Source organism: Bartonella sp. AC62GZZY (assembly GCF_042196525.1).
Lineage (GTDB): Bacteria > Pseudomonadota > Alphaproteobacteria > Rhizobiales > Rhizobiaceae > Bartonella.
Map to the genome: position 1 here is coordinate 190,243 of NZ_JBHIQN010000001.1, position 12,855 is coordinate 203,097.

Genomic DNA, 12,855 nt, shown 5'->3' on the forward strand with positions numbered 1-12,855 from the left:
TTCGCAAGATATTCTGTGTGAGTATTCAGGAGCCAAAAATCATAATATGTATTTAAAGATGTAAATGAAAAGATGTGGGATATGCAAGCGTGATTAGAATTTCTGTGGATGTCATGGGCGGTGATTACGGTCCAGAAGCAGCTATTGCAGGAGCAGCAATTGTACAAAAATATTTATCAAATATTTATTTTCTATTTTATGGGGTAGAGGAGACTGTTTGTCCGGTTTTAAAAAAATATCCCTGTTTGGATTCTGTATCGCGCTTTTGCCCGACAGAAAGTTATACACGCATGGATGAAAAGCCAAGCCAAGCACTTCGTAACGGACGTGGTAAATCATCAATGTGGTACGCCATTGAAGCGGTAAAAAATGGTGAAGCTGATGCTTGCATTTCTGCTGGTAATACGGGTGCACTCATGGCCATGTCTTATTTTTGTTTGAAAATGCTTGCAGAGGCTGAACGTCCTGGTATTGCGGGTATCTGGCCAACACTGCGCAGTGAGAGTATTGTTTTAGATATTGGAGCAACAATTGGTGCCTCTGCTAGTCAGTTGGTTGATTTGGCGGTTATGGGAGCAGGTATGTTTCGCGCTTTATATCACACTGAAAGACCAAGTGTTGGGCTTTTAAATGTGGGGGTGGAAGAGGTTAAAGGACTTTATGAAATAAAAAAAGCAGGAATGATATTGCGTGAAGTGCAATTAGAAGGATTGGAATATAAAGGATTTGTTGAGGGCAATGACATTGGAAAAGGAACAGTCGATGTTGTTGTAACAGAGGGGTTTTCTGGTAATATTGCTTTAAAAACCGCAGAAGGAACCGCGCGACAGATAGGAGAGATTTTAAACTCTGCAATGCGCAGTTCTTTTTTAACATCTCTTGGTTATTTTTTATCGCGGGGTGCTTTTCGTATACTGAAACATAAAATGGATCCTGATAGGGTGAATGGAGGAGTGCTTTTAGGTTTGAATGGTGTTGTTATAAAAAGTCATGGCAGTGCTAATGCTAATGGCTTTGCTTCTGCTATCCGCGTTGGTTATGAGATGGTTAATAACGGACTTTTACAAAAAATAACGGCTGATTTACGGCGATTTCATGAAAATAAAGAAACACTTTTTGACCAAGAAGATGAAGCAGTGATGAATGGAGAGTCCTTATGATAAGCTCTTATAATAGAAATAAAAAATTTGAAGAAAAGGTAAGAGCTGAATGATTCGGTCAATTATACGGGGTGTAGGAAGTGCTTTGCCGAAAAGAAGTTTATCAAATGATGAGATTGCAAAGTTTGTTGAAACGTCAGATTCATGGATTGTTCAGCGTACAGGAATACGCCAACGTTATATTGCCAGTGAAAATGAAACAACTGTTTCTTTAGGAGTTGAGGCTGCGCAAGCAGCACTTACAAATGCTGGTTTAACAATAAAAGACATCGATTGTATTATTTTAGCAACGTCCACCCCGAATCGTACTTTTCCTGCTTCTGCTGTTGAAATTCAGCATGCTTTGGGAATGAGTCATGGATTTGCTTTTGATATTCAAGCTGTTTGCTCTGGTTTTATTTTTGCTTTAACAACAGGAGATTCTTATTTACGGTGTGGGGGAGCTAAAAGAATTTTAGTTATTGGATCCGATACATTTTCTCGAATTTTAGATTGGGAAGATCGTACGACATGTGTTTTGTTTGGTGATGGTGCTGGTGCTGTTATTTTGGAAGCACAAGAAACTGAGGGGGATATTGCTTTTGAGCGTGGTATATTGTCTGCGAAATTGCGCTCTAATGGTGCTTATATAGATAAGCTATATGTTGATGGTGGACCTTCAACAACACAAACGACAGGCTATTTGCGTATGGAAGGACGAGAAGTCTTTAAATATGCTGTTGGTATGATAACGGATGTGGTTGATGATTGTTTTGCAGCTGCAGGTATGGATTCTTCACAACTAGATTGGTTTGTACCTCATCAGGCTAATAAGCGCATTATTGAAGCATCTGCTAAAAAGCTGGGAATTTCACTAGATAAAGTTGTGATTACCGTTGATCAACATGGTAATACGTCTGCTGCATCAGTTCCGTTGGCTTTAACAACAGCTGTTTGCGATGGAAAAATAAAAGAAGGAGATCTTATCATGTTAGAAGCCATGGGAGGTGGATTTACATGGGGAGCAATTCTTATTCGTTGGTAAATTATGGCTACTTGACCATATTTTAAGAAAACGTATAAGTCATTTTGTAATTTTTAATATTTTAATAGGTGGTTATAATGACAAGTAAGACAGTAACGCGTGCAGATTTAGCGAGCGTAGTTTGTAAAAGAGTGGGCTTGTCACATACTGAATCAGCAGCTTTAGTCGAATTGGTTTTGGATGAGATTTGCAACTCACTTGTAAGAGGTGAAGCGGTTAAATTATCTTCTTTTGCAACTTTTCAGGTTCGCAGTAAAAATGAACGTGTTGGACGCAATCCAAAAACAGGTGTTGAAGCACCTATTCCGCCGCGACGTGTTGTGACGTTTAAGGCTGCCAATGTTCTTAAACAGAGAATTTTAGATTCGCATCGTGCAAAACAGAAAAAATGATATCTCATAAATAAATGCCATGGTATGTTTGGTATTTGTTAAAGAAATGTATAAAATAAAAGTCTTTGTTTTTTAGAAAAAGACTGGTGAGTAAGGTGTCAATGATGGTCTTATTTTTGACTAATTTTGTTGAGAAATTGAAACAGAATGAGTCATTGTAAAGTAATTTATTTTGTTTTAAATAAGGTGTTACAAAATGGATAAAAGCTCTGATGCTTTTCGCACAATTAGCGAAGTAGCGGAGTTATTGGAGCTTCCGCAGCATGTCTTAAGATTTTGGGAAACACGTTTTAGGCAGATTAAACCAATGAAACGTGGGGGAGGAAGGCGCTATTATCGTCCGGTCGATGTTGATTTGCTCAATGGTATTAAGCAGTTACTATATGATCAGGGTTATACGATAAAAGGTGTGCAACGCCTTTTGAAAGAAAATGGTGTTGCTTTTGTGACTGCATTGGGTAATGGTGATCTTGATGCTATGAATGTGGTCATAGAGAAGAAACATGCAGGACAAACTTCTGAAAATGCAAGCAATAAGCCTAAAAAATCTTCTTTTGGGCTTTTGAGCTTCATGAGGAATGAGGGAGAAACATCTGTCGGTTCTGTGAATCTTTACAAAGACAAAACTGATAAAGCATTGTTACAAGAAATTTTGTTTGAACTCATTGAATGTAAGCGTGTTCTTGATAGAGCACGATAATAATAATATTTTTTATTTTATATGTGTTTCGTAGATATTTAGACGTTTTATGGATGTGCTCAGAGTTTAATACGTTCAACGAGAGGTCATGTATCGTATGTGTATATTTAACGAGTTTTTTATAAGAGTTTTTAATTTGGTAAAATATGAAGAGGAAAAAGAATAAACGCTGAGTTTTGCCATTTTTCTTTGATTTAGCTTTATAAAAATTAAGGCAATATCTCATCAGTGTAGATTGCGGGATGTAGAATGCCGTTGGCTTACCGGTTCATGTGCTTGTTTTAAAGAGATGTTTCTTAAGCTTATTTTGCCATGATTCCTCGTGAATGATATAATGGTAAACTCTGCTGAATGTCGCTATTTTTACATTTATGAAGGAGCAAGTCGGCATCATCATTATAGTTATAGTCTGTCCTCAATGATTGCAACGATCCTTAGCACTTTAGGCGGTTCATTGTAGGCATTTTAAAAGTCCTTTCTCAATAATTTTTATCCACACATTTATTCCGCTTGTTTGGTGCAAGCAAATGATTTTGATAGATTCAACATAAACATATTTAAAATAAGAGAATCCTATGATATTCAAAGCTTTATTTAATATGAATAACGATATATTATGATTATAAATCAATATCTTGTCTTTTTTATAAGGGCTTATCTTATGAATAAGACATATCATTGTTCAGGTAATTTTACATATTTTTTATTAATAAATATAATCTTGTTTCCAGTTTTCTTGCTTGATATTGCTATCATTATTGTAATGATCTATCCATGATAATAGCAGAATCTTTTCATTATAAAGGTAAAAGATTAATGTTATTATTAATATTCAATTGGCTATGATTTTTTCATTTAAACAAGCTCATAGCTTACATTCAATTTTTTCACCAATCTACCTTGTAGAGAAAGAGCACGTTATTCTTTCTGATGATAGGTCATTGTGCATGAAACAAAAACACACTACAATATCAAATTATTTCATTTTGTACAAAAACTGAAGATTTATAGTAAAAAATTAACGTATTACAATTTTCTGTGATATTACGCATTTATTACGCGTTGCAAATCTGGAGGTGTTGCCTCATTTGAGAGTTGTTTAATTACATCTTCTACAGATAAAAGGGTTTGATTTGTACTTCCTAAGCGGCGCATATTTACGCTATTTGTTTCAGCTTCACGTTTGCCACATACCAAAATTACGGGGACTTTTTGTAAAGAATGTTCTCGTATTTTATAGTTAATTTTTTCATTGCGGAGATCTATTGTTGCGGAAAGCCCAGTAGCTTTAAGTTTTGCTGTTATTTTTTGGGCATATTCATTTGCTTCGGATGTAATTGTTGCAACAACAATTTGTTCAGGAGCAAGCCAAAGTGGCATATGTCCAGCAAAGTTTTCGATTAATATACCAAGGAAACGCTCCATTGATCCAAAAATAGCACGGTGGATCATAACAGGTTGACGTTTTTCTGAATCTTTATCAATATAGAATGCACCAAAACGTTCAGGGAGATTAAAGTCTATTTGTGTTGTTCCACATTGCCATTCACGACCGATAGCATCCTTTAATGTATATTCAAATTTTGGACCATAAAATGCTCCTTCACCTGGAAGGATGCTTGTTTTGATTTGTCCTGCAAATTTTGTTTCAATCGTTTTAAGGACAGATTCCATGATACTTTCTGCGTGATCCCATAATGCATCAGATCCAACTCGTTTTTCTGGACGTGTTGAAAGCTTAAGACTGATTTCTTTAAAACCAAAATCAGCATAAGTTGATAAAATAAGATCATTAATACTGAGACATTCATCGGCTAATTGTTCATCAGTACAAAAAATATGCGCATCATCTTGTGTAAAACCACGCACACGCATAAGACCATGTAAAGAGCCTGAAGGCTCATAACGATGAACAAGTCCAAATTCAGCAAGTCTAATAGGCAAATCACGATAAGATTTTAAACCATGTTTAAAAATTTGCACATGACCAGGGCAATTCATTGGTTTAAGAGCATAAACATTCCTATGATCTGAATTTTCTACTGCTGGAATTGCTTTGAACATGTTCTCCTTATACCAGCCCCAATGGCCAGATATTTCCCAAAGTGACCTATCGAGAACTTGTGGCGCATTAACTTCAGCATATTGATGATCATCAAGGCGCCTACGCATATAGTTGATCAAATTTTGGAACATTTTCCAGCCTTTTTTGTGCCAAAAAATCATTCCTGGCCCTTCTTCTTGAAAGTGAAATAAGTCCATTTCACGTCCCAAACGGCGATGATCACGTTTTTCAGCTTCTTCTAGCATATGGAGGTAGGCTTTTAAGTCATTTTCATTTGCAAATGCTGTTCCATAAATTCTCGTGAGCATTGGATTATTGGCATCGCCACGCCAATAAGCGCCTGCAACTTTCATTAATTTGAAAGCATTCCCAATTTGCCCTGTAGATTGCATGTGCGGTCCGCGACAAAGATCAAACCACTCTCCTTGATAATAAACTTTTAAATCTTGATTTTCAGGAATGCTATCAATAAGTTCAACTTTATAAAATTCCTTTTTCTCAGAAAAAACTCTTCTCGCTTTTTCACGAGACCAAATTTCTTTTCTAAAAGATTTATTGCGTTGGATAATTTCACGCATTTTCTTTTCAATGACAGTGAGATCATCTAATGTGAAAGGTTGTTGGCGTGCAAAATCATAATAGAATCCATTTTCAATGACAGGACCTATTGTTACTTGCGTTTCAGGAAAGAGCTCTTGCACTGCTTCAGCAAGGACATGGGCGCAATCATGCCTTATGAGCTCAAGAGCGCGTGAGTCTTCTCGGGTAATAATCTCTACTTGACCAGATTGTCCCAATGGATCCGATAAGTCTCGCGTGATGCCATCAAGACTATAGGCGACTGCTTTTTTTGCAAGTGATTTAGAAATAGATTCTGCTAATTCCAAGCCTGTCATTTCGGGGGGGTAATTATGTTTTGAGCCGTCAGGAAAAGAAAGAGAAATAGAGCAAGACATAAAAACACCCTTTAAGTCCAATTCCGCCAACGATTGCGGATGGTTTCGTGACTAAGTAAAAACTTATAGACTAATCTTTCTATCAGTACATACAAAAAAAGAAAAGGATTATTTATTGTGTTTGTCAGAAATTTTCCAGTAACGCCAAGGTTTATAAAAACAGCAAGAATTTCCAAGTGATGGAGGGACTGGATCAAAGCCATCTGTTCCAAAGGGCCCACAACGCATGATACGAAAGAGTCCCATCCATGCACCAGCCCAAAGCCCATGGCGTGCAATCGCTTCATATGTATATTCTGAACAAGTCGGGGCATGGCGACATTGATTGCCTATAAGACTCGAAAGTGTTATTTGATAGAAACGTATTAAGAAAATACCCAATAATCGTCCGGGTGTCTTTTGCCAAGTGCCTGTGTAATTCCGAGTCAATTTTTTTTGTCTAGATTGTGATTTGAACATTTATTTTTCTTCAATTTTTTGAATGCAGTCTATCGTTGCATCAAAGGGTAGTAGTGTTGCTGCATGGCGCACTTTATAGTCTTTAATGGGCTGTAAGCAAGAAAAATCCTCAAATGGAGCTTGAGGAGAAGGACCATTTTGCGTTAGCATTTGGTAGATAACTTCACGCAATATTTTAAGATCTTGAGTTGTTTGTCCGATGATATGAGATGCTAAAAGTGAAGCTGAAGCTTGCCCTAGCACACATGCATGTATTTCGTGAGCAAAATCGGTAATAATACCATTTTCCACTTTTAAATCTACAGTGATTGTCGAACCACAAAGGTGTGCATGTTTTCTTGATGTTGCATCAGGATTATTAAGACGCCCAATTTTGCCTATATGTGCAGCATATTTAAGTATTTTATCATTATAGATAGTATCAATCATGCGCTATTGCCTGAAATTTTGAGAGTCGTGATTGTTTAAACTTTTAATTCGCTTATATAGAGATTATACAAAATGAGATAGGTATGGAGCAAATGCTTTGTATAGAATAAGCTTGGAGTTTTTGAATGCGTAATGTTGTTAAAGAGGACACAAATTTATCTGAAGAAAAGCGTCCGAGTATTGAAGAGGTGGAAGAGGCGATTCGTACATTACTCTTATGGATAGGGGAAAATCCAAATAGAGAAGGGCTTTTAGATACTCCAAAACGTATAGCCAAGGCATATCGCGAGCTTTTTAATGGTTATAGTCAATCGGTTAAAGAAACCTTAGGTACAGTTTTTGAAGAGGTTTCAGGATACAATGAAGCCGTAATCGTAAAGAATATATCTTTTTATTCACACTGTGAGCATCACATGATCCCAATTATTGGGAAAGCACATATAGCATATCTTCCTAATACAAAAATTGTTGGTCTTTCAAAAATTGTACGTGTTGTAGATATTTTTTCTCGTCGTTTACAAACTCAAGAAGCTATGACAGCGCAAGTGGCTCACGCGTTAAAAACGTATCTGAAGCCTCATGGTATAGCAGTATTGATTGAGGCTGAGCACATGTGTATGGCTATGAGAGGAATCCAAAAACAGGGCTCTACAACAATTACAAAAAACTTTCATGGTTATTATGAAAAAGATCAAGCGGCACAAGAACATTTTATGATGATGGTTCAAAGGTCATAGTAAAGCCCATATTTCTCGTAATCTCTATTAAGTTATAAAACATCCGGATAAAATAAATTATGAGAAAAAGAAAATTGGCTTGTACCTTTCTTTATGATTTGTTAAAGGCTAAAAACCAAGATTTTTTCTTTCCACGTGCGGTCGTGGCGGAATTGGTAGACGCGCAGCGTTGAGGTCGCTGTGGGGCAACCCGTGGAAGTTCGAGTCTTCTCGACCGCACCAGTTAGCAGTGAGTTTCTCCATAATGAGATGAAGTTATGTTAGAGAGAGGGGATTTATAGGCATTATAGAAAAATCTTTTTTGTATGTTATTTGTTGGTGTGTTGCCAATAATGTTTCGTTTTTTATTACTTTATCTATGCATTTGAAATGTTATATTTTTATAAGGTGGGGTTAAGTTGCAGTGAGAAGTATAATGATTCTGAGATATTTAACACTTCTTATTTGTATTTCTTTATTATCAGCCTGTAGTGATTCACGTGCTGTACTTTGGCATGGGGTACATGCAACACCTTCTATGACTGCCGTAGAAAGGGAAGTTGAAGGGAAACCAGTTTCTCCAAAAGCCATCGTTCCAGTGTATGTTGCAACAAGTCGTATGATGCAAAATAATTACGCTCAACCTTATGGTGCAGAGCGATCAAATAAAGTTCATTATAATCGCGTTGACGTAGGAATTCCTCAGCAACATGTAAAGGGAGTTGTTGAAATAAATGCCTATAAACCTACGCATGATAAGTATTTTGCAGCAGTAGCATTGCAAAAATACGATAATAAAGAACAGTTTAAACAGCAATTAAATGCTGCTTTAGCAAAAAAGCCAAAAGGAAAAAGAGAAATTTTTCTTTTTATCCATGGGTATAATAATAATTTTGCAGATGGTACATTTCGTACAGCACAGTTTACACACGATTATTCTTTAAATGTTGTCGCTGTGCATTATTCTTGGCCTTCGGCCGGATCAGTTCCTCTTTATATTTATGATCGTGACAGTGCTAATTTTGCCCGTGACGGATTGATAGAGCTTTTAACACTTATTAGTGAAACCAATGCTGATCAAATTTCGGTTATTGCACATTCTATGGGCAATTTTGTTATAATGGAAGCATTTAGAACGTTAGCGTTACAGGGAAAATATAGGCCTATTCGTCGTATTACAAGTTTATTAATGGCTGCACCAGATATTGATGTTGATGTATTTGAGCGCCAACTTAATGATATAAAAAAACTCCCGCAGCCAACCGCTATTTTAGTATCCAGAGCGGATAAAGCTCTTGCCGTTTCAGGACGTCTTACGGGTGGACATCATCGTGTGGGCGATGGCTCAGATATCGAAATGTTGCGTAAAAATGGAATAGCTGTTCTTGATTTTTCTCATGTGGATGGGGGAGCACACAATGTCTTTGCATCTTCGCCAACGTTGATGGCTCTTTCTCGAGAAGGTTCTTTGGCTTCCACAATTATGCAAGGTACAGAATTGTCACCTAGTCAAGCCCTTCTTGCTGATGGTAGTAGTGTGTTGGAAAAAACAACACATCTTATCCTTTATACACCTGTACGTTTTCTCTCTCCACGGATTCCACGTTGATCGTGAAAAGAGAGAAAGGGCTCCATCGAATAATGTATTGGAGGTAATATTTTTTAGCACTTTCTTTAGAATGGTCTTGTAAAATGAAAAATAAATAGCGGGATGAATGTAAAAAACAGTCATTAGGTGAGTTTGTGATGATTGCACGGAAACGCTATGTTAATACGCCTACAGTTGTTGATTATTTATCTCATTCCGCAATTAAGTTATTAGACATTCATGCTATGCTTGTGAAGGTGAGAAAAGGTGATATGGGGGAAAAACCAAATTTATTGCGTCAAATTGATTCTACAAAAAAACAGTTAGATGAAATAAGCCATGCTCTTATTTTAGAATATCGTAAACGCCAAGAAAATGAGCGTTTTTTAAAACAAATTCTGCTATCTATTTCTGATCAACTTTTTGCACTTAATAATGGTTTTAAGGAAACAGGACGTCTTTTTTTTCAAGAAGTTAGAATACTTCAATCTCAGATGCAATGTTTATATGAGGGAAAGGAGAGGCTGCATTTGTTGAATAGCCAAGAATCTTTTTGTTCTCCGTCAAAGATTGATGAAGTCATTAAACAGTTACAAAAAGCACGAGAAAAGCTTATTCTTGAAAGTCCACATCTCTTTGAAAAAAGCACAAAAGCTAAACAATAAAAGTTCTTTAGTTGAGCAGATAGATAATTTGAATTTTACAGCAAAAACGCTGTTAGATAGAAGGCTACAACCTTTTTAAAGAAAAGAATTTGCTTTAATAAATGAAACACATGCCTTATGTCTTTGCTAAAGTTAAGGCTGATGAATTAGGTGGCTTTATTGAAAAAAATGTTTGTGGAAAGAATTTTACAAAAAACTTTCTGATTCTTTTAATAATAGCCCGCCGGATAATTTTACCAATGTTATGAAGTTGTTAGTATATTCATTAGAAACTTAAACTTTAATATTTTCCTTGGTAGAAATTAGCTGAATTTAAAGTATTAAAAAGAAGTTTGATAAAAATAACATATTTTGTAAATTCACGCTCACCTCTACCTTCTCTTGAATTTAAAAACACTCGGAAAATGAAAAGCTACACGTAATTAAAAAAACATATGGTGCCCCCAGAGAGACTCGAACTCCCGACCCCCTGATTACAAATCAGGTGCTCTACCAACTGAGCTATAAGGGCGTAACCATGTAGGAGTTAGCACAAACTAACAAAAAGGAAAACAGAAAATTATTAAATTTTATGCATATTAAAAGAAAACTATATAAAAAATAACCAATTTATTTCCTTTTTTCCACTTTTTACAGCAAGGTTGGAACTATCCTTATGTTGATATCTTATAGAATCTTTTATAAGAATGCACCGTTTTGCTATCGAATTACGAATCTGAAGACTTTGATTGATGAGCAAGGTAATTTTCTAGCCAGTGAATATTATAATTACCATCAGCAACATCTTGATTATTAATAAGATCGCGAAAAAGAGGTAGTGTAGTTTTTATCCCATCGACGACAAATTCATCTAAAGCACGCCGTAAACGCATCATACATTCTAAACGGGTACGTCCATGAACAATCAGCTTTCCAATCATGCTATCATAGTAAGGAGGAATACGATAACCTGAATAAGCGCCTGAATCAACACGAATCCCTAAACCTCCAGGTGTATGAAAATGTGTAATGGTTCCAGGTGATGGCGTAAAGTTAATGGGATCTTCTGCATTAATACGGCATTCAATGGCATGACCAGAAAAACAGACTTCATCTTGTGTCACTGAAAGTTTACAGCCTGATGCAATATGGATTTGTTCGTGGACTAAATCTATACCTGTAATTGCTTCAGTTACAGGATGCTCGACTTGTAAACGTGTATTCATTTCAATAAAATAAAATTCGCCATTTTCATAAAGAAATTCAATAGTACCAGCTCCACGATATCCAAGTTGGGCACAAGCATTTGCAACAATACTTCCAATTTTTTTCCGTTCAGTTTCATTAAGTGCAGGTGACGTAGCTTCTTCCCATACTTTTTGATGCCGTCGTTGAAGTGAACAATCGCGTTCTCCTAAATGAATAGCATTTCCCGCACCATCACCTATGACTTGAATTTCAATATGACGGGGTTTTTCTAAATATTTTTCTATGTAAACAGCGTCATCACCAAAAGCAGCTTTCGCTTCTGAACGCGTTGTCTTGAGAGCTATAGAAAATTCTTGTTCAGAATGAACGACTTTCATACCACGTCCGCCACCACCGGCAGAAGCTTTTATAATAACTGGATAACCAATTTCACGAGCAGTGCGTAAAGCATCTGATTCTTCAGTGACTGCTCCATCTGAACCTGGAACTACAGGAATACCAAGTTTTTTGGCGGTTTTCTTTGCTTCGATTTTATCGCCCATGATTCGGATATGAGTAGCTGTTGGACCGATGAATGTAATATCATGGGCTTCTAGAACATCTGCAAATTTTGCATTTTCAGAAAGAAAGCCATAACCTGGATGAACAGCATCCGCTCCTGTAATTTCACAAGCAGCAATAATTTGCTGAATACTCAAATAAGAATCGCGAGCAGGAGGAGGGCCAATACAAACACTTTCGTCAGCAAGACGAACATGCATTGCATCTGCATCAGCGGTAGAGTGAACAGCCACGGTTTTTATGCCAAGTTCTTTACATGCACGTAAAACGCGAAGAGCAATTTCTCCTCGATTAGCAATGAGGATTTTTCGAATCATGGTTGCCCCTCGCTTTATTCAACAATAATAAGTGGTTCACCAAATTCAACAGGTTGACCATCTTTGACAAGAACAGTGGTTACCGTACCGGAGCGCGGTGATGAAATTTGATTCATTGTTTTCATGGCTTCAATAATAAGTAATGTCTCCCCTTCAGAAACATTTTGTCCTACTTCTACAAAAGGTTGTGCGCCTGGTGAAGGTGCAAGATAGGCTGTTCCAACCATTGGAGAGGTTATTGTGTTTTTTGATTTATCTTCTTGGATAGAGTGTATAGGAGATTCAGCTGTTGGAACTGGAGAAGATGTTACAGAAAAAGTAGGAGTAGAAACAGGAGCATAGATCGCTTGCTCGGAAGAAGTTGAGGTATTTTGGCGTGAGACACAAATACGAAGCTCCCCTTGTTCAACTTCAATGTTCGTTAAATTTGTATCATTCAAAATTTCAGCAAGATCACGAATAATGTTCGTATCAATTGCGGTATATTTTGCCAAATCCATTTTTTTTGTTGCCATTTTATTTCTAACTCCTTGATCAATGAAGATCGTCATTATTTCGTTTTATGACAGAATATCTCTAGATTAGGGATGATATCTTTTGAAGCTTTAAAGATATTTATTTCCTTTAAATTCATT

Annotated in this window: 12 protein-coding genes and 2 tRNA genes; 8 read left to right on the top strand and 6 right to left on the bottom strand. The window is 36.6% G+C overall.

Annotated features, from left to right (window positions below; all coding sequences use genetic code 11):
* Window positions 1-89 precede the first annotated feature (89 nt).
* The 4 genes from plsX to ACFIML_RS00865 all read left to right on the top strand — a co-directional run bounded on the left by plsX (window position 90) and on the right by ACFIML_RS00865 (window position 3,276).
* The gene (gene plsX / locus ACFIML_RS00850) at window positions 90-1,160 is read left to right on the top strand and encodes a phosphate acyltransferase PlsX (protein ID WP_375607114.1); all 1,071 of its coding nucleotides are present in this window, start codon (window positions 90-92) and stop codon (window positions 1,158-1,160) included.
* A 49-nt stretch (window positions 1,161-1,209) separates the two neighbouring features.
* Window positions 1,210-2,184, top strand: a complete 975-nt coding sequence (locus tag ACFIML_RS00855; RefSeq protein WP_375607115.1) for a beta-ketoacyl-ACP synthase III — start codon at window positions 1,210-1,212, stop codon at window positions 2,182-2,184.
* Between the two features lie 77 nt (window positions 2,185-2,261).
* Window positions 2,262-2,576 carry an integration host factor subunit alpha gene (locus ACFIML_RS00860; RefSeq protein WP_273791377.1) on the top strand — a complete coding sequence of 105 codons (315 nt, stop codon included), beginning with the start codon at window positions 2,262-2,264 and terminating at the stop codon, window positions 2,574-2,576.
* Window positions 2,577-2,772: 196 nt separating this feature from the next.
* Window positions 2,773-3,276: a MerR family transcriptional regulator gene (locus ACFIML_RS00865; protein WP_375607116.1), complete on the top strand. Its 504-nt coding sequence runs from the start codon at window positions 2,773-2,775 to the stop codon at window positions 3,274-3,276.
* Window positions 3,277-4,320: 1,044 nt separating this feature from the next.
* Here the strand turns inward: ACFIML_RS00865 and thrS are convergent.
* The 3 genes from thrS to ACFIML_RS00880 all read right to left on the bottom strand — a co-directional run bounded on the left by thrS (window position 4,321) and on the right by ACFIML_RS00880 (window position 7,185).
* On the bottom strand, window positions 4,321-6,297 hold the full coding sequence (thrS, locus tag ACFIML_RS00870; protein ID WP_375687154.1) for a threonine--tRNA ligase: 1,977 nt from the start codon (window positions 6,295-6,297) through the stop codon (window positions 4,321-4,323).
* Between the two features lie 108 nt (window positions 6,298-6,405).
* Complete coding sequence (yidD, locus tag ACFIML_RS00875; protein ID WP_375607118.1) at window positions 6,406-6,756, bottom strand: membrane protein insertion efficiency factor YidD; 351 nt, start codon at window positions 6,754-6,756, stop codon at window positions 6,406-6,408.
* Window positions 6,757-7,185: an iron-sulfur cluster assembly scaffold protein gene (locus tag ACFIML_RS00880; RefSeq protein WP_375607119.1), complete on the bottom strand. Its 429-nt coding sequence runs from the start codon at window positions 7,183-7,185 to the stop codon at window positions 6,757-6,759.
* Between the two features lie 125 nt (window positions 7,186-7,310).
* Here ACFIML_RS00880 and folE point away from each other — a divergent pair, with 125 nt between their 5' ends.
* The 4 genes from folE (at window position 7,311) to ACFIML_RS00900 (ending at window position 10,154) form a co-directional block, all read left to right on the top strand.
* Window positions 7,311-7,922 (top strand): GTP cyclohydrolase I FolE, encoded by a 612-nt coding sequence (folE, locus tag ACFIML_RS00885; RefSeq protein WP_375607120.1) that lies wholly within the window; start codon window positions 7,311-7,313, stop codon window positions 7,920-7,922.
* 137 nt (window positions 7,923-8,059) lie between these two features.
* Window positions 8,060-8,144: transfer RNA gene (locus tag ACFIML_RS00890), tRNA-Leu, on the top strand.
* Window positions 8,145-8,337: 193 nt separating this feature from the next.
* The gene (locus ACFIML_RS00895) at window positions 8,338-9,510 is read left to right on the top strand and encodes an alpha/beta hydrolase (protein WP_375607121.1); all 1,173 of its coding nucleotides are present in this window, start codon (window positions 8,338-8,340) and stop codon (window positions 9,508-9,510) included.
* A gap of 137 nt (window positions 9,511-9,647) precedes the next feature.
* A complete protein-coding gene (locus ACFIML_RS00900; protein WP_015856440.1) occupies window positions 9,648-10,154 on the top strand; it encodes a hypothetical protein in 507 nt (168 codons plus the stop codon).
* A 435-nt stretch (window positions 10,155-10,589) separates the two neighbouring features.
* Here the strand turns inward: ACFIML_RS00900 and ACFIML_RS00905 are convergent.
* From ACFIML_RS00905 to accB, 3 genes are all read right to left on the bottom strand, one after another.
* Window positions 10,590-10,665, bottom strand: a tRNA-Thr gene (locus ACFIML_RS00905).
* A 196-nt stretch (window positions 10,666-10,861) separates the two neighbouring features.
* Window positions 10,862-12,220, bottom strand: coding sequence for an acetyl-CoA carboxylase biotin carboxylase subunit (accC, locus tag ACFIML_RS00910; protein ID WP_375606916.1), 1,359 nt, complete (start codon window positions 12,218-12,220; stop codon window positions 10,862-10,864).
* Between the two features lie 14 nt (window positions 12,221-12,234).
* Complete coding sequence (accB, locus tag ACFIML_RS00915) at window positions 12,235-12,735, bottom strand: acetyl-CoA carboxylase biotin carboxyl carrier protein (protein ID WP_375606915.1); 501 nt, start codon at window positions 12,733-12,735, stop codon at window positions 12,235-12,237.
* Window positions 12,736-12,855 lie beyond the last annotated feature (120 nt).